The organism is Caulobacter sp. GSs2 (assembly GCF_058680895.1).
Map to the genome: position 1 here is coordinate 3,671,030 of NZ_CM178725.1, position 24,175 is coordinate 3,695,204.

At 67.5% G+C, this 24,175-nt stretch carries 21 protein-coding genes; 10 read left to right on the top strand and 11 right to left on the bottom strand.

Annotation, left to right across the window (positions count from 1 at the left end; translation table 11 throughout):
• Positions 1-233 precede the first annotated feature (233 nt).
• Positions 234-2,240, top strand: a complete 2,007-nt coding sequence (locus ACW17Z_RS17755) for a TonB-dependent receptor (protein ID WP_492056973.1) — start codon at positions 234-236, stop codon at positions 2,238-2,240.
• A 3-nt stretch (positions 2,241-2,243) separates the two neighbouring features.
• On the opposite strand, the gene ACW17Z_RS17760 is transcribed toward ACW17Z_RS17755, so the two are convergent.
• Both ACW17Z_RS17760 and ACW17Z_RS17765 read right to left on the bottom strand, forming a co-directional pair.
• Entirely contained in the window at positions 2,244-3,578 is a 1,335-nt protein-coding gene (locus ACW17Z_RS17760; protein WP_492056974.1) for an FAD/NAD(P)-binding protein, read from the bottom strand.
• A 151-nt stretch (positions 3,579-3,729) separates the two neighbouring features.
• A complete protein-coding gene (locus tag ACW17Z_RS17765; protein WP_419320946.1) occupies positions 3,730-4,137 on the bottom strand; it encodes a helix-turn-helix domain-containing protein in 408 nt (135 codons plus the stop codon).
• A 213-nt stretch (positions 4,138-4,350) separates the two neighbouring features.
• On the opposite strand from ACW17Z_RS17765, the gene ACW17Z_RS17770 reads away from it, so the two are divergent.
• Together ACW17Z_RS17770 and ACW17Z_RS17775 are read left to right on the top strand one after the other, a co-directional pair.
• On the top strand, positions 4,351-5,385 hold the full coding sequence (locus ACW17Z_RS17770; protein ID WP_492056975.1) for an NAD(P)/FAD-dependent oxidoreductase: 1,035 nt from the start codon (positions 4,351-4,353) through the stop codon (positions 5,383-5,385).
• A gap of 16 nt (positions 5,386-5,401) precedes the next feature.
• On the top strand, positions 5,402-6,565 hold the full coding sequence (locus tag ACW17Z_RS17775) for an acyl-CoA dehydrogenase family protein (RefSeq protein ID WP_419320949.1): 1,164 nt from the start codon (positions 5,402-5,404) through the stop codon (positions 6,563-6,565).
• A gap of 74 nt (positions 6,566-6,639) precedes the next feature.
• Here the strand turns inward: ACW17Z_RS17775 and ACW17Z_RS17780 are convergent, their stop codons facing one another.
• Positions 6,640-7,347 (bottom strand): energy transducer TonB family protein, encoded by a 708-nt coding sequence (locus tag ACW17Z_RS17780; protein WP_492056976.1) that lies wholly within the window; start codon positions 7,345-7,347, stop codon positions 6,640-6,642.
• A gap of 203 nt (positions 7,348-7,550) precedes the next feature.
• Here ACW17Z_RS17780 and ACW17Z_RS17785 point away from each other — a divergent pair, with 203 nt between their 5' ends.
• Positions 7,551-8,408: a lytic transglycosylase domain-containing protein gene (locus tag ACW17Z_RS17785; RefSeq protein WP_419320952.1), complete on the top strand. Its 858-nt coding sequence runs from the start codon at positions 7,551-7,553 to the stop codon at positions 8,406-8,408.
• Here ACW17Z_RS17785 and ACW17Z_RS17790 read toward each other — a convergent pair.
• Together ACW17Z_RS17790 and ACW17Z_RS17795 are read right to left on the bottom strand one after the other, a co-directional pair.
• Positions 8,398-9,585: a CaiB/BaiF CoA transferase family protein gene (locus ACW17Z_RS17790; RefSeq protein WP_492056977.1), complete on the bottom strand. Its 1,188-nt coding sequence runs from the start codon at positions 9,583-9,585 to the stop codon at positions 8,398-8,400. The genes ACW17Z_RS17785 and ACW17Z_RS17790 overlap by 11 nt on opposite strands.
• Positions 9,586-9,678: 93 nt before the next feature.
• The gene (locus ACW17Z_RS17795; RefSeq protein WP_492056978.1) at positions 9,679-11,478 is read right to left on the bottom strand and encodes an ATP-binding protein; all 1,800 of its coding nucleotides are present in this window, start codon (positions 11,476-11,478) and stop codon (positions 9,679-9,681) included.
• A gap of 160 nt (positions 11,479-11,638) precedes the next feature.
• Between ACW17Z_RS17795 and spbR the strand changes: the two genes are divergently transcribed.
• Both spbR and ACW17Z_RS17805 read left to right on the top strand, forming a co-directional pair.
• A complete protein-coding gene (spbR, locus tag ACW17Z_RS17800; RefSeq protein WP_419320955.1) occupies positions 11,639-12,772 on the top strand; it encodes a pole-localized protein SpbR in 1,134 nt (377 codons plus the stop codon).
• 77 nt (positions 12,773-12,849) lie between these two features.
• The gene (locus tag ACW17Z_RS17805) at positions 12,850-13,614 is read left to right on the top strand and encodes an NUDIX hydrolase (protein WP_419320956.1); all 765 of its coding nucleotides are present in this window, start codon (positions 12,850-12,852) and stop codon (positions 13,612-13,614) included.
• Between the two features lie 51 nt (positions 13,615-13,665).
• Here ACW17Z_RS17805 and ACW17Z_RS17810 read toward each other — a convergent pair whose 3' ends face one another.
• Genes ACW17Z_RS17810 through ACW17Z_RS17825 form a run of 4 tightly spaced genes read right to left on the bottom strand, consistent with a single transcriptional unit; the run spans position 13,666 to position 17,196 of the window.
• Positions 13,666-14,298 (bottom strand): ABC-type transport auxiliary lipoprotein family protein, encoded by a 633-nt coding sequence (locus tag ACW17Z_RS17810; protein ID WP_492056979.1) that lies wholly within the window; start codon positions 14,296-14,298, stop codon positions 13,666-13,668.
• Entirely contained in the window at positions 14,295-15,233 is a 939-nt protein-coding gene (locus ACW17Z_RS17815) for an MlaD family protein (RefSeq protein ID WP_419320959.1), read from the bottom strand. The genes ACW17Z_RS17810 and ACW17Z_RS17815 overlap by 4 nt, the downstream gene beginning before the upstream one ends.
• Positions 15,233-16,084, bottom strand: a complete 852-nt coding sequence (locus ACW17Z_RS17820; protein WP_492056980.1) for an ABC transporter ATP-binding protein — start codon at positions 16,082-16,084, stop codon at positions 15,233-15,235. The genes ACW17Z_RS17815 and ACW17Z_RS17820 overlap by 1 nt, the downstream gene beginning before the upstream one ends.
• Positions 16,081-17,196, bottom strand: a complete 1,116-nt coding sequence (locus ACW17Z_RS17825; protein WP_419320962.1) for an ABC transporter permease — start codon at positions 17,194-17,196, stop codon at positions 16,081-16,083. The genes ACW17Z_RS17820 and ACW17Z_RS17825 overlap by 4 nt, the downstream gene beginning before the upstream one ends.
• Positions 17,197-17,420: 224 nt before the next feature.
• On the opposite strand from ACW17Z_RS17825, the gene ACW17Z_RS17830 reads away from it, so the two are divergent.
• The gene (locus ACW17Z_RS17830; RefSeq protein WP_492056981.1) at positions 17,421-18,971 is read left to right on the top strand and encodes a methyl-accepting chemotaxis protein; all 1,551 of its coding nucleotides are present in this window, start codon (positions 17,421-17,423) and stop codon (positions 18,969-18,971) included.
• Positions 18,972-19,006: 35 nt separating this feature from the next.
• On the opposite strand, the gene ACW17Z_RS17835 is transcribed toward ACW17Z_RS17830, so the two are convergent.
• Positions 19,007-20,065 carry a LacI family DNA-binding transcriptional regulator gene (locus ACW17Z_RS17835; RefSeq protein WP_419320965.1) on the bottom strand — a complete coding sequence of 353 codons (1,059 nt, stop codon included), beginning with the start codon at positions 20,063-20,065 and terminating at the stop codon, positions 19,007-19,009.
• Positions 20,066-20,269: 204 nt separating this feature from the next.
• Between ACW17Z_RS17835 and ACW17Z_RS17840 the strand changes: the two genes are divergently transcribed.
• The 3 genes from ACW17Z_RS17840 (at position 20,270) to ACW17Z_RS17850 (ending at position 23,404) form a co-directional block, all read left to right on the top strand.
• Entirely contained in the window at positions 20,270-21,526 is a 1,257-nt protein-coding gene (locus ACW17Z_RS17840) for an MFS transporter (RefSeq protein WP_492056983.1), read from the top strand.
• Positions 21,527-21,547: 21 nt separating this feature from the next.
• Positions 21,548-22,354 carry a TrmH family RNA methyltransferase gene (locus tag ACW17Z_RS17845; protein WP_492056984.1) on the top strand — a complete coding sequence of 269 codons (807 nt, stop codon included), beginning with the start codon at positions 21,548-21,550 and terminating at the stop codon, positions 22,352-22,354.
• 78 nt (positions 22,355-22,432) lie between these two features.
• Entirely contained in the window at positions 22,433-23,404 is a 972-nt protein-coding gene (locus ACW17Z_RS17850; protein WP_492056985.1) for an alpha/beta hydrolase, read from the top strand.
• Here the strand turns inward: ACW17Z_RS17850 and ACW17Z_RS17855 are convergent.
• Positions 23,401-24,114 carry a helix-turn-helix transcriptional regulator gene (locus ACW17Z_RS17855; protein WP_419320973.1) on the bottom strand — a complete coding sequence of 238 codons (714 nt, stop codon included), beginning with the start codon at positions 24,112-24,114 and terminating at the stop codon, positions 23,401-23,403. The genes ACW17Z_RS17850 and ACW17Z_RS17855 overlap by 4 nt on opposite strands.
• Positions 24,115-24,175 lie beyond the last annotated feature (61 nt).

Consider the following 24,175-nt stretch of genomic DNA (forward strand, 5'->3'; position numbering starts at 1 on the left):
GCCACGTCTAGGCCGCATCCTGAAACCGCGCTGACCGCGCCAAGGTTCCGCTCCAAGGCTTGAGTTGTTCGCAGACCTTCGGCTATGCGCCACCGATGTGCTCAGCCGGGCGCCGCAATAGGTCTTCCTGAGCGCCGGCCGGCCATGCAGGTTGCAGGCTGATATGACCTAGCGGATTCGGCCGTTGCCCCTGACCTCGGACGCCAGAGATCTTTAGATGAACCAGGACATCCATGCCGGTTGATTTACCGCCTCCCGACGTTGCTGCTGTCGTAGTGACCGCCGCCCGTCTGCCGCCCCTGCGCGGCGAAGCCGCCTTTTCGGTCGTGCGGATTGATCAGGCGGATCTGGCCTCCACGGTGAGGGTCGATGAAGCGCTTGGCCGGACGCCCGGCGTGTCGCTGTTTCGGCGAACCTCGAGCCTCTCGGCCAATCCGACGACCCAGGGGATCAGCCTGCGGGCCATCGCGCCCTCGGGCGCCGGGCGGACACTGGTCCTGCTGGACGGCGCGCCGTTGAACGATCCGTTCGGCGGTTGGGTGATCTGGTCGCAGCTGGCGCCCGAGGCCCTGGCCGGGGCCGATATCGTGCGCGGCGCCGGGGCGGGGCCCTATGGCGCGGGGGCTCTGACGGGCGTCATCTCCCTGCGCGAACGCGATGCCGGCGCCGTCGCTGATCTCTCGACAGGAACTCTTGGCGTCACGCGCGCTTCGGCTGCGGCCACGACGCAGATCGGCGGCGTTCAGCTGTTCGCCAGCGGCGCCTACGACCATGGCGACGGCTATACGCCTGTCCGTGGACCAGCGCGGGGCGCGGCTGACACGCCCGTCGATCTCGACGCCCGCAGCGCCGCGCTTCGACTTGACGCGCCACTGGGCGCCGCCGAACTGTCCGTCCGGTTGGGCGGCTACAGGGATACGCGCGGGGCGGGTCTGGCCGGCGCTCGCGCCAAGGCCACGGGCTCATCGATCAGCGCCACCCTGGCCAGGGCGCCGGCTGAAGCCGGCTGGGGCTGGCGCCTTCAGGCCTGGCGACGCGAAAGCGACCTGGCCAACAGCTCCGTCGCCGTCGCCGCCAATCGCGCCGTGACAACCCCGGCCAATGATCAGTACGCCACGCCCGCCACCGGTCAGGGCGTCAACGCCGCCCTGCGCTGGAACTCGCTGCGGTTCGAGGGCGAGGTCGGCCTGGATGCGCGTTTTGCTGAGGGCGAGGTGCGAGAGCAATTCCGCTATCTGGCCGGAGCCTTCACCCGGGACCGGCGTGCGGGCGGCGAGACCTCCGTGGCCGGCGCCTATGCCGAAGGGGCGTGGACGCTGGATCGTTGGCTACTGGCTGGCGGCCTGCGCCTGGATCGCTGGACCTCCAGCCAGGGCCTGCGGGTCGAGCGCGACGCCGCCACCGGCGCGGTGCTGCTCGACGACAGACCCGTGGATCGCGATGGCCAGGTCGCCACCGCCCGCCTTGGCGCGCGTCGGGATTTCGGCCAGGGGCGTGCCCTGAGGCTGGCGGCCTATAGCGGTTTCCGCCCCTCGACCCTGAATGAACTGCACCGCCCCTTCCGGGTCGGCAACGACATCACCGAGGCCAACGCCGCCCTGCTGCCCGAGCGACTGTTCGGGGTCGAGGCCGGGCTGTCCAGCCAGGGCGAGCGCCACCTGATCGAGGCGACGGCGTTCTGGAACCGGATCGAGGATCCGATCGCCAATGTCACCCTTGGCGCGGGTCCCGGCGCCTTTCCCCGCGCGGGCTTCGTGCCGGCCGGCGGGGTGCTGCGCGAACGACGCAACACCGGCGAGATCTCCGCTATCGGCCTTGAGGCGCGCGCCACCCGTAAGCTGGGTGCGGCGGTCGATCTCAGGGCGGCCGCCTCCATCACCGACGCTCGCGTGGACGGCGGCGCGGCGGCGCCTCAGCTGACGGGCAAGCGTCCCGCCCAGGCGCCGATCTGGAGCGCGACCACGGGCCTGTCGTGGCAAGTTTCCGACCGCCTCAACCTCGACGCCGACCTGACTTGGGAGGGCAAGCGCTTCGACGACGACCTCAACAGCCGCGTTCTGGCGGCGGGGCTCAGGCTCGACGCCCGCGCCGATTGGCGCCTGGCCAGCGGGGTCACGGCCTATCTGGCCGCCGACAACCTGCTGGACGAAGCGGTCGAGGTCTCGCGCACGGCGGATGGCGTGGCGGGTTTCGCCAGTCCCCGCATGGCGCGGATCGGTCTGCGCTTGGCGTTGAGCTGAGGATCAGGTTCGTAGCGCTTCGATGACCGCCTGAGCCGTCCGCTGCGCCTGAACGCGGATGTCGGGCACGGCGGTGATCTCCCAGAACGCCCCGCGCGTCACGGGGCCGACCGCGAACAGACGGTGTTGCGCGGCGCCATCGCCACCGATCAGCCGTCCGTCGCTATCGACCTCCAGGCCAAGGCCCTGCGGGTCGGGGCGCGCCTGGCCCTGTGAGCACAGGGCGTCGAGCAGGCGATCCTGGTGGGCGCTGACGGTGGCCGCTGGGCCGGTGCAGTTGATGGCGTGGCCGACCTCCAGGGTCTGGATTTGACCCGTCCCCCGTGGGCGCCATTGTAGCCGCAGGCCCTCGGGGCCTTTCGTCAGGCTTTCGATGCGGCCGGTCAGCAGAACCAGGGCCCCGCTGTCGATCAGGGCCTGGACGCGCGCCGCCACCTCCGGCGCCAGCCGATGGCGGTGGACATCCCAATAGGGCCGGGCATGGCGCAGGAAACGGGCGCGCTGGACCCGGTTCCAGCCACGCCAGATCGCCTGGGTGTGCGGGCGCAGGGCGTCGATGGCCTCGCGCCAGCCCTGGCTTTGCGCCTCGGACTTGAGCCAGACCAGCAAGGCGGCTGGCGAGGCGCTGGCGGGCGGCGTCCGGGCTTCGATCGGCGAAGTCGGGGCGTGGGCCAAGGGCGCGAGGCCACGGCGGGACAGGGCGAGCATCGGTCGGTCGGGCGTGGACCGGGCCAGACTCAGGGCCACATCGACCATGGTCAGGCCTGAGCCGATCAACAGGGTCGGCGCTTTCGCGGCGTCGTTGTTCAAGGCCTGAAGACGCCAGGGATCAGCATGATAGAGCTGACCGTCAGTGACCTCGGGCGCCACACCTGCGGGTGTGGCCGGCGGTGGATTGCCCAGGGCCAGCACGACCGCATCGGCCTGCTCGGCTTGGCCCCTCGCATAGTCGATCCGCCATCCAGCGCCATCCGGATGCAGTCCGAGCGCCTCGTCGGACACCAGGGACAGGCGTCCGTCGGCCCCGGCGGCGGTCGCCAGAAGGCCTTGCAGATAAAGGCCGTACTCGCCCCGGCTGGCGAAGGCCCCTGCCTCGGGGCGACGCTGGGCGAGCCAGCGGGCGAAATGGTCCGGCTGGTCTGGCCAGGCGCTCATATTGCCGGCCCGGACATTGAGCAGATGGTCGGGGTTGGCCGTGCAATAGGCTGCGCCTTGGGCGAAGTTTGCGGACCTCTCGATCAGCCGAACCCGCACCGTTCCAGCTCGCGCCAGATGCAGCGCCGTCATCAGGCCGCTGAAGCCGCCACCGACAACGGCGACGAGGGGAAGAGGGGGCATGGATAAATTCTATCAAAAAGGTAGAGTATAAAACTCTTGTCCCGGATTTTGGGCCGCGACGCAAGCAGGCGAAAGCCGCCCCGCGTCTTTTAACGCACGGCAGGTTCGCCAGATCGTCTCGGGTAGGCGGACCGCGACGGTCCGCGTAGCGTCAGCCGGGTTCGTCTTCGACCATGGCCCGGACCAGATCGACCACACGGCGGCGCAGGCGTCGGTCGTCGAGTCGCGGGAACAGGGCGGCCAGTTCCAGGCCTTCGGGCGTCGAAACGAATTCGGTCATGCGCTGGGCGAAGCCGTCGTCATTGCCGCCATCGGTCTCGCCGAGGCCCTCGAAGAAATAGGACACCGGAGCCTCCAGAAGACGAGCGGCGTCATACAGCTTGGAGGCGCTGATCCGGTTGGAGCCGCGCTCATACTTCTGGATCTGCTGGAAGGTGATGCCCAAGGCATCTGCGACTTGCGTCTGGCTCAGGCCCATGACCTTGCGCCGTATTCTGAGACGGGCGCCGACATACAGATCGACGGGGTGAGCCAGGTCGGCGGCGGGCTTGTCGTTCATGCCAATCCATTCCCTCCAACGGCGCGGAACAAAGCCTCACTAGAGAGCGGCGCAGTTGGACGCCCCAAGATAGCCCGACCTGACCGTCATAGTCACGTCTGTGCACCCACACTGCGTCAATGCGCGTCAGGGTGGAGCCTTTTAATCTGGGCGAGCAAAAGTTCTGGGCAGCAAGGGCTTGACCTTTGGCGCCTCGGCAGGTGATTGCGCCGCATGGGAACTGTGTCAGGCGCGCGTATTGCGGTGGCCGGAGCCGGAGCCTTCGGCTCGGCGACGGCCCTGGCCCTGGCGCGCGCTGGACTGGCCGTGACGGTCTTCGATCCGGCCGCGCCTGGCGACAACGCCTCGGGCGTCGCGGCCGGCATGCTCGCCCCCGCCAGCGAAGCGCTGTTCGATGAAGCCTCTACCCCCCATCTGGCCCTGTTGCGGCGGGCCAGAGACCTGTGGCCGGCCTTTGTCGCTGGGCTGGATATCGAGATCCTGAACGACGGCGTCCGCATCGAAGGCGACGCCGAATGGCTCGCCGGGATCGGGGCGCGGCGGCGTGTCCTGGGTCTGCCTGACGATCACCATGCGGATGGCGCACTGCGCCTCGCCGAGGACTGGCGGCTGGATGCTCACGCTGCGCTGGCGACTTTCAGAGCTGCGGCGAGCGCGTTGGGCGTCCGTTTCGAGAGCGCTTCTGTCACCGCCTACCAGAATGGCCTCCTGAGCCTGTCGGGCGGCCGGGCAGAGCGCTTCGACGCCCTGGTGCTGGCGACCGGCGCTACAGCGCGAAGCGGGGCCCTGGCGCCGGAAACGGTGGTCCTCGCGCCCATCAAGGGACAGATCCTTCGTCTGGATCATGATCTGGGCGCCGGATCGGTCCTGCGCGGGGCGGGCGTCTATCTCTGTCCTGGCGCGCCCATGGTGGTGGGGGCGACGATGGAGCTTGGGCGAGATGATCTGGCGCCTGATCCGCTCAAGACGGCTGCGTTGCTGAAGGCGGCGACGGCGTTGCGGCCCGATCTGGCGGGCGTGACCGCGACAACGCAGGTTGGTGTCCGCGCTTCGACAGCCGATGGCCTGCCGCTGGTGGGCTGGAGCGCAAGCCCAGGTGTCATGCTGGCGGTCGGCGCGCGACGTAACGGCTGGTTGCTGGCGCCGCTTGTGGCAGGTCTGGTCGCGGCGTATCTGACGGGCAAGGACCCGGGTCCTGATGCGGCGCAGTTCGACGCGCGCCGTTTCGATCGAGAGCCCGAGGCATAGGCAAGCAGGGGAAGAGATGTCCGGATTTTGGCTGACCGAAGAACAGGAAGCGATCCGCGAGGGCGTGGCCAAGCTGTGCGCAGGGTTCGACGACGACTACTGGCGCCGCACCGACGAGAGCGGAAACTTCCCTGAGGACTTCGTCGCCGCCATTGCCGAGGGCGGATGGCTGGGTGTGGCCATGCCGGAGAGTGTCGGCGGCGCGGGCCTGGGCCTGACGGAAGCGTCGATCATGATGCAGGCCGTGACCGAATCGGGCGCGGGCTTCTCGGGCGCCTCGGCCATTCACCTGAACATTTTTGGCCCGATGCCGATCGTCAAGTTCGGCAGCGACGAACAGCGGGCCAGGCATCTGCCCCGTCTGATTTCTGGCGAGGACAAGATGTGCTTCGCCGTGACCGAGCCCAATTCGGGCCTGGATACTTCCAGCCTGGAGACCCGGGCGGAGAAGGTTGACGGTGGCTATCGCCTCAACGGCCGGAAGATCTGGACCACCGGCGCCCAGCGGGCCAACAAGATCCTGATCATCGCCCGCACCACGCCAAAGGATCAGTGCGCCAAGCCGACCCAGGGCCTGAGCCTGTTCTATACCGATCGCGAGAAGATCGAAGCCAAGCCGATCCCGAAGATGGGCCGCAAGGCCGTCGAGTGTAACATGCTCTTCATCGAGGACCTGTTCGTGCCCGCTGAGGACTTGGTCGGCGAGGAGGGCAAGGGCTTTGCCTATCTGCTGCACGGCCTGAACCCGGAGCGGGTGCTGTTCGCGGTCGAGGCGGTTGGCCTGGGCCGCGCGGCCCTGGCGAAGGCCACCACCTACGCCAAGGAGCGCGTGGTCTTTGGCCGGCCGATCGGCCAGAATCAGGGCGTCGCTCATCCCTTGGCCAGGTCGTGGGCTGAGCTGGAGGCGGCCAACCTTTTGGCCTTCAAGGCGGCCGCGCTCTACGACATGGGCAAGGATTGCGGCGCCGAGGCCAACGCCTCCAAGTATCTGGGCGCCGAGGCCGGCTTCACCGCCTGCGAGAACGCCGTCCTGGCGCATGGCGGCATGGGCTACGCCAAGGAATACGACGTTGAGCGCTACTTCCGCGAGGCGATGATCGCCCGCATCGCGCCGATCAGCCGCGAGATGATCCTCAACTTCATCGCTGAGCGTGTGCTGGGCCTGCCCAAGAGCTACTGACAGGAAAAGGCCGGACCTCGAGGGGGAGGCCCGGCCACCGCCTCAGTCTGGAAGGAGGTCGGAACGGGGTCGGCCTACAGACTGAAGCGGATGGGAATGCGCACCGTCGCGCCGTCGACGGCCTGGCCGTCCTCGGTTTGCGGGCTCATGCGGAAAAAGCGCGACAGCTTCAGGGCCGCGTCGCCGAAGCCTTCGCCAACCGGCGTCTCTGACACGATCATGCAGTTGCGCACCGAGCCATTGGCCGCCACGGCGCAGTTCAGGGTGGCGCTGCCCGAGATTTCCCGGCGGGCCGCGCCGTCGGGATAGTAGCGCGCAAGATCGCCGGCCGAGGGTTTGCGCAGCCAGTTGGCGCGGGTGATGACCTTGGCCGTCGGTGCGAACGGAGGGCTGACCAACGGCGGATCCGAGGTCAGGGTCGGTGGGCCCGTCAGGCTGGGCGGCGCGACGAGATCCGGCGGCGCGATGGGCAGGATGACGGGCGGCGTGAAGCGCGTCACCAGAGGCGGATGCAAGGGAATCGGGTTCGAGGGTGGTCGCTCGGTCGACTTCGGTGGCGGCGGAGGCGGCGGTTCGATCCAGGGGGGCTGGATCATGATGACCGGGTCTTCGCCGGCGTCCGGCAACGGGGTCACGTACCTGGTGTAGGCGAGATAGGCGATCAGACCGATGTGGACGGCTGCGGACGCGCCGAGCGCCACGATCAGCACAGGCGGGGGCTTGCGCGGACCTCGGTCCAGCTGTGGAATACCGGAGCCTTGGGGATTGAGCGCGATGGCCATGATGATCTCCCTTTCAAACATTACGCTTGTAAGTCCAGATCATCACGGCGCGGGGGCGCTGTAAATTGACAATCGTAATCTATCATCGATAATTTGTACGTCTGTAATTTTCCCTGCGCCGTGGTGCGGCATGTTGCGCCGCGCGCCTGCCAAGTTGACTTGGTTAAGGGCCGATTAACCATGATCGTTCAGGCATGGAGGTCATGGCCGTCCAATCCATCCGCAGCGTCGTAGAATCAGCGATCCAGCGCGCGTCCAGCGCGACGGGCGTCGATTTCACGTTTCTGATGGGCACGGCCAAGCGCGAGAGCGGCTACAACCCCGCCGCCAAGGCGCGGACCTCTTCGGCCTCGGGCCTGTTCCAGTTCGTCGATCAGACGTGGCTGGGCACGCTGAAGAAGCATGGCGCGAAATATGGCTATGCCCGTTATGCCGACCTGATCTCGCAGGGCTCGGATGGTCGCTTCAAGGTGGCCGGCGATGAGGCCCGCAAGGCGGTTCTGGCGCTCAAGATGGATCCGCATGCCTCGTCCCTGATGGCCGGCGAGCTGGCCTCGGACCATGCATCCTATCTGCGCGGCAGGGTGGGTCGCACCCCGACGGCCGGTGAGCTCTATGCCGCACACTTCCTGGGCCCGCAGGGCTCGGCGCGCCTGATTGAGGCCGCCAACAAGACCCCCGGCGCCAGCGCCGCGGCGATGTTTCCCGACGCCGCCCAGGCCAATCGTTCGATCTTCTATCGTGACGGTCGTTCGGCCACCGTGGGCGAGGTCTATGCCAACCTGACCAAGACCGGCGGCGCCAGCCGCGCGGTCGATCCCTCCAGAGACACCGGCGCCGACCAGGGCTTTGTCCAGTACGCCAGCGGTCGTCGCCTGGAGCGCCTCCACCAGCAGGAAGCGGTGGTTCAACTGATCCTGCGCGGCTCCCAGGACGCCGATACGACGTTCGGCAGCCTGGGCTCGGGCGCGGGCGCTGGTCAGCGTCTGGCCAGCTCGATGTTCTCGAGCGAGATGCTGCGCGTCCTGGCCGAGGCCAAGGACGACAAGATCAACCGCTAGACCCCGTCAGGGCCGCGATTTGGTCCTCGGACCACCCCAGTTCCCTGAAGACCGTCGCCGTATCCGCGCCCAGCTTCGGCGCAGGGCCGCGCGGGCCATCCTTGGCGCCCGGAAAGCGGGCCGGAGAGGCCGGCGCCCTGAACGTCCCACCGGCGCCATCGGGGGTGTCCACGAAGCAGCCTGCCGCCTCCGCCTGGGGGTCGCCCACCAGTTCGCGCGGGGTCTGATAGGGCGCCCAGGTCAGGTCGCCCTCGTCCAGAGCGACGGCGACGTCCTCGTAGTCCATGGAGCCGAAGGCCGCATCCAGCAGGTCGACCAGGGCGGCGGTGTTTTCGCGGCGCGACTTGGCGGAGGCGAAGCGTGGATCGTCGACCAGTTCGGGCTTGCCGGCGGCCTGGGCGATACGGGCCCAGTCGGTGGCGCCCTGGCGGGGCAGCAGGCAGATCCAGCGCCCGTCGCGGGTCTTGAAGAAATTGGCCAGGGGCTGGATCGCCTCGCGCCGGCCGCGGGTCGAAGCCAGCTTCCCGAAACGCAACTGGATCGCCATGTCGGAACCGATCGCATAGACGCCGGTCCGGAGCAGAGACGTCTCAACCAGACGGCCAACGCCTGTGGTCTGCCGCTCGAACACCGCCGCCAGGATCGCCGAGACGGTGGCCAGCGAGGTGACGTGATCCCCCATGCCGGTGCGGATCGGAAACGGCTCGGCGCCTTTCGGGGCGGTGATCGAACCGACGCCCGCCCGCGACCAGAAGGCGGCGACGTCCATGCCGGCCTTGTCGGCATCCGGGCCTTCAAGGCCGTAGCCGGTGAGGCTGCAATAGACCAGGCGTGGGTTGAGCGCCCTCAGCATCTCGTGGTCCAGGCCGGCCCGCGCCAGGGCGCCGGGCCGGACATTGGTCAGGAAGACGTCGGCCGTGGCGACCAGGGCCTTCATCGCCTCGCGCCCGGCGTCGGAGCGAATATCCAGCACGACGGCCCGCTTGCCCCGGTTGTCGAGCTCGAAGACGGGATTGGCGTCCTGCTGTGAGGCGATCGTGTCGAAGAAGCGCCGCATCGGGTCGCCCTCGGGCGACTCCACCTTGATCACGTCTGCGCCCCAGTCGGCCATGATCCCCGCAGCGCCAGGCGCGGCGATATAGGTGGCCAGCTCGACGACCCGGAGTCCCTCCAGCATCGCATCCTCCCGCTTTTCTTCTCGTTGTGACGAGTGTGGGCGAGGGAAGGGGCTGGTGGAAGGCTTACCCTGCGGCAGGCGTGCGAAAGGTCGCTAGGCTGCGGCCCGGCCGGCGACCGTCAGTCGTCCCAGCGCCGAGGCGTCGGCGACTGCACGGGCGACGCCGGCCACGGTGACCGGCTTGCGCAGAACGATATCGGCGCCGGCGTCCATGCAGTCCCTGGCCTCGTCGGCGTCGCCGTCGATCACGGCGATGATCGGCATGTCGCGGTTCTTGCCGTCTAGGGCGCGAACCGCAGCGGCGGCGCCGGGCCCGTCCAGCACGGGCATGCGGCCGTCGAGCATCAACAGGTCGAACTCGGCGATCCTGGCCAGGTCGGCCGCGCGCTGTCCGTTCTGGGCGTGGACCACCTGATGGCCCAACTGCTCGAGGATGGCGCGCAGCATGGCGGCGTTGAGGGCGTCGTCCTCGGCGATCAATACGCGCAGGCTGCGCGGCGAGCCGGGCGCCTCGGCCGCCTGGGCGGCTTCCTCGGCCGTCTCGGTTTCGCAGGTCAGGGCGTCGTCGAAAGGCAGGGTCAGGGTGAAGCAACTGCCCACGCCGACCGCGCTGCGCGCCTCCAGAGCGCCGCCCATCAGGCGCGCCAGCTGGCGCGACAGAGACAGGCCAAGGCCCGCGCCATTGACGCCCGCGCCGGTGCGCTCGACGCGGCGGAAAGGCTCAAAGGCCTGTTCAAGTTCTTCGGCCGACAGGCCCGGGCCGGTATCCGCCACCTCGATGGCCACGACGTCGCCGCGCCGCTCGATACGGACTTCGATACGACCGCGAACGGTGTACTTGACGGCGTTGCCCAGCAGGTTGGCCATGATCTGCCGGGTGCGCATGGCGTCGGCCAGCACGGCGCCCTGGGTGCGGCGCTCCAGCAGCGGATCGACATGGATGGCCAGCTCCAGGCCCTTGGCCAGGGCGTGCGGGCGTTCCAGCAGCGTCAGGTCGCGCAGCAGGCGGACAGGCTCGAAGGGCAGGGCGTCGACGGCCAGACGACCGGATTCGGCGGTCTCGGAATCGAGCGTGGCGTTCAGCACCGCGATCAGATCCTGGGCGGCGTCGAGCGCCGCGTTCAACTGCTCGCGGGATGGGGCGGCGCGGCCGCCCTTGCCGGCGGCGGCGGCCAGGACATGGGTAACGCCGGTCAGACCATTGCGGATCTCGTGGCTGAGGGTGGCGACGATATCGGATTTGGACCGCGCGGTGCGCTCAGCGGCGTCCAGCACGGCCAGGCGCTCTTCGATCAGCCGCTCGTGAACCTGCGCCAGGGCGTGTTGGCGGCGGATCATGCGGTTGAGCACCAGGGACAGGGCCAGGGTCAGGGCGATCGCGCCCCAGGCCATGACGCCGGCGTGACGGGTTTCCGCGCTCGAGAACAGCGCGATCAGGGGCCCGGCGGCGGCGATGGGCGCTGTCAGCAGCAGAGCTGGCAATGAGGTTGCCGAGAAGAAGATGCACATCACAGCCGCCGCCGTCGCCAGCAGCAACAGGGTCTCTCGCGCGGGCCCCGCAGCATTGGCGAAGGCCGAAAGCTGGATGACGGTGACGGCCCAGAGCAGGCCTCCAAGCAGTTGGACCCGGGCGCGTCGTTCAAGATCTTGCGACCCTTCGCCGCGCAGCCAGCTGACGGCGCCGTAGAAGGCCCCCCAGTTGATGGCGAAGGTGATAAGGCTGGCGACCATCCAGAGCGCGTCGTCGGCGAAGGACCCCGCCCAGACGAAGATGGGCAGGCTGATCGCGAAAACCCCAAGCGCATAAGGCAGCAGCGCTGTCTGGGCGTCGAGCGCCATGGCCAGGTTCGCGCCGCGCGTCGGGGGCTCAGTAGGGCGGCGCTCGGCGGACACGGATCGCATTCCTCAGCTGTTGAGCTAGGAACCTAAGTCGTCACGGTTTGCGTCCGGTTACGGGGTATCGTTAATCCACAGGTTTGAAGTTCAAACAATCATTAAGCCTAACAGGGGATGATAGGGGTCACTTGCATTCCTCTGGTTCGGCGAACCTCCCATGGCCACTACCCGCGCGGCGCTTACAGACAACGATATCCGGATGCTCGTGAAGGGCGCGACGGCCGACGAGCGCGCCCTTGCGGCGCACAAGCTCTGCCGGACGATTGACCGCGCCGAGCTGGCGGATGACGAGCGCCAGATCGCTCATGACATCCTGCGCGTGATGGCCACCGACGCCGCCGAGCTGGTTCGCCGCGCCATGGCCGTGACGTTGAAGAACTCGCCCAGCCTGCCGCCGGACGTCGCCAACCGCCTGGCCCGCGACGTCGAAAGCATCTCGCTGCCGATCATCACCTTCTCGCCGGTCTTCAGCGACAATGACCTGGCCGAGATTGTCCGCATGGGCGGCGCGGCGCGGCAGATGGCCGTGGCCCGCAGACCCAAGCTCTCGACCCGCGTCACTGCGGTTTTGGTCGAGTCGGGCACCGAAGAGGCCGTGGCGGTCATTTGCGCCAACGACAATGCCCGCTTCTCCGACGTCGCCTTGCAGAAGGCGCTGGACCGGTTCTCCAAGTCCGAGCAGATCCTGCAGGCCGTCGCTTACCGCGCGGCCCTGCCGCTGGCGGTCAGCGAGCGGCTGATCGACATGGTCGGCGACAAGCTGCGCGATCATATTCTCAGCCACCACGCGCTGTCGCCCGAGCGGGTGCTGGAGCTGGTGGTCGGCGCCAAGGAACGGGCGACGATCGATCTGGTCGATCAGGCCGGCCGCACCGCCGATCCAAAGGCCTTCGTTCAGCACCTGAATCGCGTGGAACGCCTGACGCCGTCACTCCTACTGCGCGCCTTGGCGCACGGCCACATGACCTTCTTCGAGTGGGCCGTCGCCGAGCTGGCCGGGGTGCCGCATCATCGCACATGGCTGATGATCCACGATGCGGGCCAACTGGGCCTGAAGGCGATCTGCGAGCGGGCCGGCCTGCCGCCGCGCCTGTATGCAGCCTTCCGCGCCGGTGTCGACGCCTTCCACGCGATGGAATTCGACGGTCGCACCCAGGATCGCGAACGCTTCCAGGAGCACATGATCCAGCGCTTCCTGACCTCGCCACAATCGATCTCGCGCGAGGACTCAGACTACCTGCTGGAGCGCATGGACCGGTTCGCGCGCCAGAACCATGCCGCCACGGGCTGAGCCGAAAACGGGCGCCAGTCGAACACTTGTTCCAATCTTGACTGTGCAAGCCGTCTGAACCGCGTCAATCTCACGCGATGTCAGACTCTTCGCATGATTTGATCCGCCCGGCCGCCACCGTACTGCTGCTTCGAGATGCGCCCGCCTTCGAGGTGCTGATGGTCAAGCGGCACCATCAGATCGACTTTGCCGCCGGCGCCCTGGTGTTTCCGGGCGGCAAGAGTCATTCCGGCGACGACGATCCCCGCTGGCGAGACCTGGCCACGGGATGGGATGCTGTCGGCGAAGACGGGCCTGCCCTGCGCATCGCCGCTATTCGCGAAGCCTATGAGGAGGCGGGCGTGCTGCTGGCGCGCGACCGCAGTGGGGCCTTCTATGAGGGCGAGGCGGCGGTCGAGGTCCGCGCGGCGGTGGCCGAGGACCGCATGGCGTTTATCGATGTCGTAGGCGATCTGGGTCTGACGCTGGACCTGGCCGCCCTGACCATCTTCGCGCGATGGATCACGCCCAAGCTGATGCCCAAGCGGTTCGACACCTGGTTCTACGCCGCCCATGCGCCGGGCGCTCAACAGGCGATCTGCGATGGCCACGAGGCCGTCGATGCAGAATGGATCGCGCCAGCCCAGGCGCTGGAAATGGCCGCCGCCGGAACCCGCAAGGTGATCTTTCCCACCCGCATGAACCTGCAGCTTCTGGCCGAGAGCGCCAGCCCCACCGAAGCGATCGCGCGGTCGCTGACCCGCCCGCTGATCGCGGTCGAGCCCTGGGTCGAGGGGCAGGGGCTGAGGATCCCGGCCAACGCCGGCTATGGCGACGTGATTGAGCCTTTGTCAGCGCTGTAGCGCGTCTTTGTGCGAGACAGCTTTCGATTCGCCCGAAGACGGCTGGAGGGCCTACTTGATGCCGGCGCCTGACGCGCTGACCCAGCCGGTGAGGTCGGTCAGCACCTTGGCGGTGGCCTCGTCATAGGCTTCCACGATTGCGCCCACGCGATTGTTCGAAGCCTTTACGCGAGCCTCGAACACCTGATCACCGACCAGCGCGCGGTCGTTGTTGCGATTGATCACGCCGCGCACCTGCACCAGGACTTCGGGCGCGGCCTTGGGTCCGTCGACATAGACGGCCTCGAACGAACGTACTTCCAGACGCAGGACGAGATCAGCCTTGGCCACCTCGCCGCGACCGATCAGCCGCGCTCGGCCTGGATCGGCCTCGAAGGCGCGCGCGACGGCTTCGTCGAACAATATGCTGGCCGGGGACACCCAGCGCGCGCCGGCGATATAGGCCGCCTCGCCGTTCGTGATGGTCAACAGGCGGTCGCCGGCCGAGGCGCGCGTAAAGACCGTCGGCGTCTTGAAAACGCCAAACAGCGCGCCCGGCGGTCCCTTGGCGGCCGCGACGGGCTCGACGCCGAAGCGATAGAGGCCAACCGGCTCGGTCTTCGGGAGCAGGGTGATGCAGCCGGTCAGAGCCATGGCGGCCGCCGCGAGGGCGAGCGCCCGCGGGATGAAGCGGATCGGGTTCACGGCTTGACCTCCAGTTCCTTGGCGGGCGCCTTGCTGACCAGGCCACGCGGGTTTTGTTCGACGTCGCCGACCAGCCGGTCAAGCGACTCGGCCGCCGACTGCAGAGTGACGATAGCGGCTGAAAGCTGGGGCAGGCCCGTGCTGGCGAAGTCGCTGGTGGGGCCTTCCAGCTTCGAGATCATGCCGCGGGCGTCCTTGGCGGCGCCCTTCAGCTCGGTCGCGGCGTCGGCCAGCTCGGCCAGCGAACGTTTGGCGTCGCCATTGACGACGCTCTCGGTGGACTTGGAGAGATCGGCAATCGACTGCGCGGTGGCGTCGATGCTTTGCAACGCCTTCTGGGCGTCGGCGATGATCGCCTTGCGTTCGCGCAGCTCTGAGGTGACGGCCTGGACGTCGTTTAGCGCGGCGCTGAACGTCTTGACGTTGTCGTCCGACAATACGCGGTTCACCCGGTCCAGCGCTTCGATGGTGCGGGTCAGCACGGTGCCGCCGCCCTCCAGAAGGTCGGACAGGGCGCTGCGCTGACTGCGGATCACCGGAACCTTGCCGTTTTCCACCGTATCCTTCAGCAGCTTCTTGTCGGGCGTGCCGGCAGTGATCTGGACGTAGTTGACGCCCGTGATGCCCTGGGGCTCCAGGGTGGCGTAGCTGTCGGTCTTGATCGGCACATCCGAGGTGACGCGCGCCCGGGCGATCACGCGGTTGGGGTCGCTCTTGTCGAGGGCGATCTTGGCGACCTCGCCGACCTTGATGCCGTTGAAATGCACCTCGCCGCCCTCGGAGAGGCCGCGCACCGGCCCGACGAACAGGATGTCGTACTGGTCGTATTCCTGGTTGAAGCTGAGCTTGGCCAGCCAGACCACGAAGACCACCAGTCCCATGAACAGGAACAGGGTCACCGCGCCGACCAGGGCGTAGTTGGCGTTTCTTTCCATCAGCTGGTCCTCGTCGCACTGGTCTGGGCCGAAGCCGTCTTGCGGCTCGCCGCGCGTCCGCGCGGTCCCAGGAAATATTCTTTGATCCACGGATGATCGGAGTGTTCGAGCTCCTCCACCGGCGCCAGCGCCACCACCTTCTTGTCGGCGATGACGGCGACGCGGTCGGTGATCGCGTAGAGGCTGTCGAGATCGTGGGTGATCATGAACACCGTCAGGTCCAGACTGTCGGACAGGTCCTTGATCAGTTCGTCGAAGGCCGTTGCGCCGATCGGATCCAGGCCTGCAGTCGGCTCGTCCAGAAACAGCAGTTCCGGATCCAGGGCCAGGGCTCGCGCCAGACCGGCGCGCTTGCGCATGCCGCCCGACAACTCGGCTGGCTTGAGGTCAGCGGCGCGGGCGGGAAGGCCCGAGAGCGCGATCTTCAGATCGGCCAGTTCCTCGATTTCGCGTTTGGGCAGTTGCGTGTGCTCGAACAGTGGAGCGGCGACATTCTCTCGCACCGTCAGGTTCGAGAACAGCGCGCCCTGCTGGAAAAGCACGCCCCAGCGGCGCTCAAGCGAGCTCCAGCGGCGGCGATTGGCGGTGCGCATGTCGTGGCCGAACAGCTTGACGACGCCGCCGTCGGGGACCTTCAGCCCGATGATGCTGTTGAGCAGCACCGACTTGCCTGAGCCGGATCCACCCACCACGCCCAGCACTTCGCCGCGCTCTACGGTCAGGTCGAGGCCATTGTGAACGACCGTCTCACCGAAGCGCGAGACCAGACCCGTGATCTGGATGGGGTGGGCGTCGTCGTCAACGTCAACGTCCGGCTGGGGCGCGGGGCCCGGGTTGCGCACGACCGTCATATGTCAAGCTTCATGTAGATCAGGGCGAAGATCGCATCGATCAGGATGATGGCAAAAATGGCATGAACCACTGCGGCGGTGACCCGTCGACCCAGGGATTCGACGTCGTTGCCGACCTCCATGCCCTGACGGCAGCCGATGGCGGCGATGACCGTGGCCATCACAGGCGCCTTGGACATGCCGATCCAGAAATGGGTGGGCCCCACATAGTCGACAATGCGCTGCATGAAGAAGCTGGGCGACAGGTCCAGCACGACCCAGACCACCATCATCCCGCCCGCCAGGCCCGCCAGGGTGGCGACGAAGGTGAGCAGCGGGATCGTCAGCAGAAGCGCAGCGAAGCGCGGCAGGACCAGGGCCTCATAGGGATCGACGCCCATCACCTGCATGGCGTCGATCTCCTGGTTCATCTTCATGGAGCCGATCTCGGCGGCAAAGCTGGAGGCCGAGCGCCCGGCCAGCAGGATGGCGGTGATCAGGATGTTGAACTCGCGCAGCACCGATATGCCGATCAGTTCAACCGAATAGACCTGGGCGCCGAAGTCGATGAGCATGTTGGCGCCCAGCAGGGCGACGACAGCGCCGATAAAGAAGGTGGTGATCGCCACGATCGGCAGGGCGTCGAGGCCGGCACGCTCGGCCAGAGAAATGATCGGCGCCCAGCGTATGCGGCGTGGGTCCACGACGCAGCGACCGATCGCCGTCAGCAAGTGGCCCAGGAAGACGAGGGTGCCATAGCCATCGGCGGCCAGACCGAACATGCCCCGTCCGATGCGCTCCAGCAGGGCTTGGACGCCGGGGGGGCGCCGCTTGACCTCGGTCTCGACCTGAACCGCATTGCCGACCAGTTCGAGCAGACGGAGCGTTTCCTTGCGCGCCTTGATCACGCCAGCCGACTTGCGGCCATCGGCGGCGCGGATGATGGCGTAGGCGCCGGCTGTGTCGCATCGGTTGATCTGGCTGAGGTCGAGGCAGACCCCCTCGGAGCCGATCAAGGCCTCGGCCAGCCGACCGGCGGTGTCATACAGGCCACGCGCCGTCCAGTCCCCAAACAACACGACGGTTCTTTGGCCGCCCGTCTCATCAAAGCTGAATTCCGCTGGAACGGCCATGGACGCGAACAGATCCCCTGTGGGTAAAGCCAAGCCTAGCAAATCAATTGAATAGCCCCAAACGCGCCAAAGCGCAGCTTGTTGCGATCGAGACCAGGTTTCCGAAAACGCCCCCGCGGGGACCTTTCCGGTGCGACACATGCGCCTTTCGCGTCAGGCTTCAATCATGGTTAACAAATTAAGTTCAGGTCTGGTGCCGTAACTTTCGAGTCGGAGCCAACGGCATGAGCGCTAACCCAAAGCTTGATGAGCGTATGTCGTTTATGCGCTTCGACGAGCGCGACCGCGCCGCGCTGCGCGCGCTCAAGCCGCTGATTGATTCCGAGATCTCTGATGCTCTGGGCAAGTTCTACGGCCAGGTGCGCGCCTTCCCGGAAACACGCAGCAAGTTTCGTGACGAGGGTCACATTGCGTCGGCCGAACGCGCCCAGGCCAGTCACTGGCGTCGCCTGGTCACAGCCGACTATGGGGCCGACTATATTCGCGACGTCGAACGCATAGGCCGCGCCCACGTGGACGCGGGCATCGAGCCCCGCTGGTACATGGGCGGCTACGCTGTCGTCTCCGAAGAACTCGTGCGCGTCATTGTGGGCAAGCGGGCCAAGGGCCTGTTCGCCAGCGCCAAGTCTGACGCTGATCTGGCCGACAAGCTGGTGGCGCTGAACAAGGCCGTGTTCCTGGACATGGAACTGGCGGTCTCCAGCTATCTGACCGTGATCGAGGAAGAGCGGGCAGAACTTGAGGCCGAACGTGAGGTCGCCGCCCAGGAGCAAGCCCAGGCGGTAAAGGCCATCGGCGAGGCGCTCTCCCGCCTGGCGGCTGGCGATCTGTCGGCACGGGTCGATGGCGCCCTGTCGCCCGAGTTTCAGTCGTTGAAGCGTGATTTCGATCAGGCCGCCATCGCCTTGGGCGAGGCCATGAAGGCCGTCGAGCGCGCGTCATCGGGCATCCGCTCGGGCGTTGACGATATCGCTCGCAGCGCCGACGATCTGGCCCAACGCACCGAGCAGCAGGCCGCGACCCTGGAGCAGACGGCCGCCGCCGTGGATCTTCTGACCTCCACCGTCGGCAAAACCGCCCAGAGCGCCCGTGAAGTCTCCGTTCGGGTTAGCGAGGCCAGCGCCGAGGCCGAGCGCTCCGGCGCCGTGGTCACCCGCGCCGCCGAGGCCATGACCAAGATCGAAGGCTCGTCCAACCAGGTCTCGCAGATCCTGGGCGTCATCGACGAAATCGCCTTCCAGACCAATCTTCTGGCCCTCAACGCGGGCGTTGAAGCGGCCCGAGCCGGCGATGCCGGCCGAGGCTTTGCGGTCGTCGCCCAAGAAGTGCGGGCGCTGGCCCAGCGTTCGGCTGACGCCGCCAAGGAAATCAAGTCACTGATCGCCGAATCCAGCCGGCAGGTCGGCGAGGGCGTCGATCTGGTCGGCCAGACGGGCGCGGCTCTCCGCGGCATCGTCGAGAAGGTCGGCGGTATCGACAGCCTGATCAACCAGATCGCCGCGTCGGCCAACGAGCAGGCCTCGGCCCTCAGTCAGGTCAATACGGCGGTCAACCAGCTGGATCAGGTCACCCAGCGCAACGCGGCGATGGTCCATCAGTCCAGCCAGTCGACCCAGACCTTGCGCGTGGAGGCGGCCGACCTTGCCAATCGTGTCGGGGCCTTCCGCACGGGCGGCCAGACCCAGACCCAGACCCAGGCAGAGCCGGCGCCGGATCAAAATCCGGTTCACGCGGCGCGCGCCCGGGTCGCCGCCTTTGCTCGCCCGGGCCGTTGAACCCGGCCCGATCCAGGCCTCGACGAGGTTTCGCTCTAGGGCGAGGGGGGCGGGGCGGTTGACGCCCGGTGAATGAGTTCGAAGGGCAACAGCTCGTCCAGGGGCTCGCCCTTCGAGGCTGAGCCCTTGATGACCCCGGAAATCAGGAGCCGGGTGGCCAGGGAGGCCATCTCGACCACAGGCTGGCGCACTGTGGTCAGCTGCGGCCGGCTAAAGCGGGCGCTGGGGCTGTCGTCGAAGCCCGCCACGGAGACATCACCGGGCGCCATCAGGCCAAGCTCGGCTGCGGCGGCCAGGCAACCCAGTGCCATGTCGTCGTTGCTGGCGAAGATCGCGGTCGGACGGTCGGGCAGACTGAGCAGCGCCTTGGCCTGATCAAGGCCCGACTGGAATGTGAAATCGCCCTGCCGAACCCAGCTGTCGGCGACCGGCAGGTCAAGCTGCTTCATGGCGTCCAGATAGCCGCCATGCCGTGCCTGGCTGGCGCCGTAGCGCGGCTCGCCGACGATGAAGCCGATGCGGCGATGGCCCAGGCTGGCCAGATGCTGGGTCATCTCCCGCGCGGCGGCGAAGTCGTCCATGTGCACGCGGGGGCCAACGCCGTCCCGGCGCTCGGGGCCAAGCCGCACATAGGGCGTGCCGGCCTTGTCGAGCAGTTCGAGGACGGTCTCGTTGTCGCAACTGGGCGGCGTCAGTATGACCCCGTCGGGCTTGAGCGCCGCCAGCAGCGCGGCGACCTCCTGCCTGACGCGTGGGGCATCGTGGTCGATCAGTTCGATCAGCAGGTGATAGCCGGCATCGCGACATTGCAGCGTCGCGCCCAGCTGAATACGGCTGAGATAATCGGCGCCACGCTCGCTGCGCCAGTGGTCGATGGTCAGGGCGGCGTCCACGAACACCGCGATCACGAACGACCGCGAACCGGCCAGGCTGCGCGCCGAGAGGTTCGGGCTGTAGTCCAGGGCGCTGGCCGCCTCAAGCACGCGATCGCGCATGGCGGGCCGCACATTGGGCTCTTTGTTCATGACCCGGGAAACGGTCTTGATGGAGACGCCAGCCCGTGCGGCGACGTCGTAGATCGTCACCGAGGCCATTGAACCGCCAAGTCCTGTCGAATGAGACTCAAACCCATCAGCGCAGCCTAGAGCATTTCTTGTGGCTCTAGCGACGCCTGCGGCGAGAAAAATTCACGCGGGTTCAAGGGCATCGGCCAATGACATGCGTGCGGCCTTGTGTCGGCCGACCCGGAAGGCCAGTCTGACCCGAGACGCGGCGCAGACCGTGCTAGGGGAGCGCCTATGTCGCCAAGCGACGAAGCCCGGCCGGCCACGCCGGTCAGGACCAGTTTCATTGCCGCCTATACCCTGGCCCAGATCGGCGCCTTCGTCAGCTTCATGCCTCTGTTGCAGGTGCTGCTGCCGCTGAAGGCCGAGGCGATCGACCCGGCGAACAAGGCCCTGCTGCTCAGCCAGGTCGCGTTCTATGGCGCTCTGGTCGCCAGCGCGGCCAACCTGTTGGCTGGCGCGATCAGCGACCGCACCACCTCGCGCTTTGGCCGACGTCGGCCCTGGATGGTGGTCGGCTCGCTGGGCGCGGCCGGCGCCTATCTGTTGATCATGGCCGCCAAGACGCCGATGGCCCTCATTGGCGGCATCATTCTTTTTCAGCTGATGTTCAACCTGATGTTCTCGGCGCTCGTGGCTGTGCTGCCAGACCGGGTGCCGGACACCCAGAAGGGACGCGTGGCTGCGTTTCTCAGTCTGGGCAATCCGATTGGCACCATGGCCGGCGCCGTGCTGATCGGCGGCCTGCTGGTGACCGAGTTTACCCGCTACATCGCCATCGCTCTGGTGTTGCTGATCACCTTGGCCCCGTTCGTATTGAAGCTCGACGACAAGCCGCTGGCTCGCGACGCGCGTCCGCCGTTCCAGTTGGGTGCGTTCATCGCCGGCCTCTGGGTCAATCCCCGCAAGCACCCCGACTTCGCCTTCGCCTGGCTGGGACGGTTCCTGGTGCTGGTCGCTCTGAGCCTGGTGCAGGGCTACATGCTGTACTTCCTGCAGGACGCCTTCGGCTATTCGCGGCTGTTCCCGGGCCACCGGGCCGAGGAGGGGCTGGCGATCCTGACGACGGTCTCGACGGCCTCCAACGTCACCTTCGCTCTGCTGGGCGGCATCCTGTCGGATCGTCTGAAGCGTCGAAAGCTGTTTGCCGCCGGAGCCGCCCTGACCATGGGTCTGGCGATGGTGGTCTTCTCGACGACGCCAAGCTGGCCCGTCATGCTGGGCGCCTATGTCCTGCTCGGCTGTGGGGCGGGCTGCTTCTACGCCGTCGACATCGCCCTGGTGACCCAGGTGCTGCCCTCGCAGCGCGACGCAGGCAAGGACCTGGGCGTCCTGAACCTCGCCAACACCCTGCCGCAAGCCCTGGCGCCGATGCTAGCCTTTGTATCGCTGGGGCCCAGCCACATGGACTTCCGGGCCTTCTTCCTGGTGGCCGCCGCGCTCGCCATGGCTGGCGGTCTGGCCATCCTGCCGATACGAGGCGTGCGGTAAGCCTCTCGGAAGCCCGCAGCCGTGCCGCAGTTCATCACCGTCACCGATCCGGACGATCCGCGCGTCGCGGCCTATCGCGACATCCGCGAGCGCGATCTGGTCGGCCGCCAAGGCCTGTTCATCGCCGAGGGCGAGACGGTGCTGCGCGCTTTCGTCCGCGATGCGCCCGAACGGGTAGTCTCGCTGCTGATCGATCCCAAGCGCCGCGACAAGCTGGACGAGGTGTTCGCGGGTTTGCCCCACGAGACGCCGGTCTATCTGGTCGAGCAGGCGGTGCTGGACGCCGTCGCCGGCTTCCATCTGCATCGCGGCGTCCTGGCCGTGGGCCGCAAGCCCGATCCGATGGCGGCCGATACGCTACTGGCGTCATTGCAGGGCAGGGCGGTGGTGCTGGTGCTGTGCGGCATCGCCAACCACGACAACATCGGCGGGATTTTTCGTAACGCGGCGGCCTTTGGCGTGGAGGGCGTGATCCTCGACAGCGACTGTTGCGATCCGCTTTACCGCAAGGCCATCCGGGTGTCGGTCGGCGCGACGCTCAGTGTGCCCACCGCCTGGCTGGCGCGCGACGAGGACCTCGCCGGGCTCCTGGAACGCCATGGTTTCGAGGCCCTGGCCTTGTCGCCGGCCGCCACCGAAACCCTGGCCCAACTGAGGCCGCCAGAGCGTTCGGCGGTGTTGCTTGGGGCCGAGGGGCCCGGGCTTTCGGCCGCCTTGATGGCCCGCGCCCGGCCGATCGGCATACCGATGGCGGGCGGCTTCGACTCCCTGAATGTCGCCACCACCAGCGGCGTCGTTCTGCATCACCTGCGGTTCGCCGAGCGCTAGGAAACCGGTTTCCTGAATCCGGGACGGGTCCTAAGGTTCGCGGCGAAACGTCAGTCAGTTCGCCGGAAGGTCTGGTCCATGCTCAATCGTCGCGGCGCGCTGGCCACCTTCGTCACGGGCCTGCTGGCCTCGGGCCTGGCGCGCGGGGCGAAAGCGGAGACCCTTCCCATGACCGACCCGACCGAGATTATCGAGCTTTGGCCGGGCGGCCCGCCCGGGGCCGCGAAGGTCACCGCCGTCGAAGCCGTCATCGAGCGCGGCGACCCCGATGGTCTGCGCGACCGCGCCCTGACTCACACCCGCAAGCCGACCCTGGTGGTGTTCCGGCCCAAGACTCCGAACGGCGCCGCAGTCGTGCTGATGCCCGGCGGCGGCTATGAGCGGGTGGTTCAGGACAAGGAAGGCTACGAGACCGCCCGCTGGCTCGCCGACCGCGGCTATACCGCCTTCGTCCTGTTCTATCGTCTGCCGGGCGACGGCTGGGGCGCGGGGCCCGATACGCCGTTGCAGGACGCCCAGCGGGGCCTGCGTCTGGTCAGGTCGCGCGCCGCCGCCATGGGCTTCAGCTCCGACCGTATTGCCATCATGGGCTTCTCGGCCGGGGGTCACGTCGCGGCCAGCCTGACGACCCGGTTCGCCGCCAAGGTCTATGAGCGGATAGACGCCGCCGACGATCTTTCGGCCCGCCCCAATCTGTCGGCCCTGATCTATCCGGTGATCACCATGGACCCTGCCGCCATGCACGGCGGATCGCGCAAGCAACTGCTCGGCCCTAACCCGACGTCCGAGCAGGTCGTGCTGTATTCGCCCGAGAAACAGGTCAGCGCCGATCTGCCGCCGGTGTTCCTGCTGCATGCCGCTGACGACAAGTCGGTGCCGGTCGAGAATTCTCTGCTGATGTTCTCGGCCCTCAAGGCCAAGGCCATCCCGACCGAGATGCACGTCTTCGAGGAAGGCGGCCACGGCTTTGGCCTGCGCTTTGTAGCCGGCAAGCCGGTTTCGGCCTGGCCGGGTCTGTTCGAGACCTTCGCCAGGCGCCACGGGCTCTAGTCTGGATTCTGGCGCTTCCAGACGGCGTGTTCCGCTTCGATATGCTTTTGCCAGCGGACCCGAAGCTGGCCCGGCCGCTGGCCATGGCGATCATCGAGGAACTGGGCGTCGACAACGCGGTCGGTGCGGAAGGTGCGGAAGTCTTGCCGCAGCTCACACCAGCCGATCAGCATGCGGACAGTCTCGCGATAGCCTACGGTCACCGGCCAGATCACCCGCTGGCTAACCGCGCCCTGTTCATCGCGATAGTCCAGCCGGATCTTGCGGCCGGCGTGGATCCAGGCGCGGGCCTGGGCGATGTCCAGCCCGTCGGGCGCGGCGTTCCAGGCCGGCGCTGCGCCCGTTGCGGGCTCCAGCACATAGGGCCGCAATCGCTCGGGCACGGCGGCGGCGATCTTGCTGATCAGGTCGCGGGCCGCCTTGGCCAGCACCGGATCGCCCCGGCCGGCCACCCATTGGGCGCCGAGTACGGCGGCTTCGATCTCGTCGGGGGTCAGCATCAGCGGCGGCATGTCAAATCCGGCCTCCAGCACATAACCGACGCCCGCTTCGCCCCGGATCGGCGCGCGCTGCCCGACCAGGGCGGCGATGTCGCGATAGACGCTGCGCTTGGAAGTCTCGAGTTCGACAGCGATCGCGTCGGCGGTGACCGGCGAATGGCTGCGGCGCAGGATCTGGATGATCTGGAATAGGCGTTCGGCGCGTCTCATGAGGACACCATGGCAGAGCTATGCTGACAGCATGCTGGCAGTAGGGTGGCGGTAGCAAGAC

What these genes read in the sequence shown, in the direction of transcription:
- ACW17Z_RS17790 (WP_492056977.1), bottom strand. Translation starts at nt 9,585, where the DNA reads ATGCTGGAGGGACTCCGGGTCGTCGAGCTGGCCACCTATATCGCCGCG.
- ACW17Z_RS17780 (WP_492056976.1), bottom strand. Translation starts at nt 7,347, where the DNA reads ATGGCCATCGCGCTCAATCCCCAAGGCTCCGGTATTCCACAGCTGGAC.
- ACW17Z_RS17825 (WP_419320962.1), bottom strand. Translation starts at nt 17,196, where the DNA reads ATGGCCGTTCCAGCGGAATTCAGCTTTGATGAGACGGGCGGCCAAAGA.
- ACW17Z_RS17770 (WP_492056975.1), top strand. Translation starts at nt 4,351, where the DNA reads ATGGGAACTGTGTCAGGCGCGCGTATTGCGGTGGCCGGAGCCGGAGCC.
- spbR (WP_419320955.1), top strand. Translation starts at nt 11,639, where the DNA reads ATGGCCACTACCCGCGCGGCGCTTACAGACAACGATATCCGGATGCTC.
- ACW17Z_RS17855 (WP_419320973.1), bottom strand. Translation starts at nt 24,114, where the DNA reads ATGAGACGCGCCGAACGCCTATTCCAGATCATCCAGATCCTGCGCCGC.
- ACW17Z_RS17850 (WP_492056985.1), top strand. Translation starts at nt 22,433, where the DNA reads ATGCTCAATCGTCGCGGCGCGCTGGCCACCTTCGTCACGGGCCTGCTG.
- ACW17Z_RS17820 (WP_492056980.1), bottom strand. Translation starts at nt 16,084, where the DNA reads ATGACGGTCGTGCGCAACCCGGGCCCCGCGCCCCAGCCGGACGTTGAC.
- ACW17Z_RS17805 (WP_419320956.1), top strand. Translation starts at nt 12,850, where the DNA reads ATGTCAGACTCTTCGCATGATTTGATCCGCCCGGCCGCCACCGTACTG.
- ACW17Z_RS17785 (WP_419320952.1), top strand. Translation starts at nt 7,551, where the DNA reads ATGGCCGTCCAATCCATCCGCAGCGTCGTAGAATCAGCGATCCAGCGC.
- ACW17Z_RS17765 (WP_419320946.1), bottom strand. Translation starts at nt 4,137, where the DNA reads ATGAACGACAAGCCCGCCGCCGACCTGGCTCACCCCGTCGATCTGTAT.
- ACW17Z_RS17835 (WP_419320965.1), bottom strand. Translation starts at nt 20,065, where the DNA reads ATGGCCTCGGTGACGATCTACGACGTCGCCGCACGGGCTGGCGTCTCC.
- ACW17Z_RS17830 (WP_492056981.1), top strand. Translation starts at nt 17,421, where the DNA reads ATGAGCGCTAACCCAAAGCTTGATGAGCGTATGTCGTTTATGCGCTTC.
- ACW17Z_RS17815 (WP_419320959.1), bottom strand. Translation starts at nt 15,233, where the DNA reads ATGGAAAGAAACGCCAACTACGCCCTGGTCGGCGCGGTGACCCTGTTC.
- ACW17Z_RS17755 (WP_492056973.1), top strand. Translation starts at nt 234, where the DNA reads ATGCCGGTTGATTTACCGCCTCCCGACGTTGCTGCTGTCGTAGTGACC.
- ACW17Z_RS17760 (WP_492056974.1), bottom strand. Translation starts at nt 3,578, where the DNA reads ATGCCCCCTCTTCCCCTCGTCGCCGTTGTCGGTGGCGGCTTCAGCGGC.
- ACW17Z_RS17775 (WP_419320949.1), top strand. Translation starts at nt 5,402, where the DNA reads ATGTCCGGATTTTGGCTGACCGAAGAACAGGAAGCGATCCGCGAGGGC.
- ACW17Z_RS17840 (WP_492056983.1), top strand. Translation starts at nt 20,270, where the DNA reads ATGTCGCCAAGCGACGAAGCCCGGCCGGCCACGCCGGTCAGGACCAGT.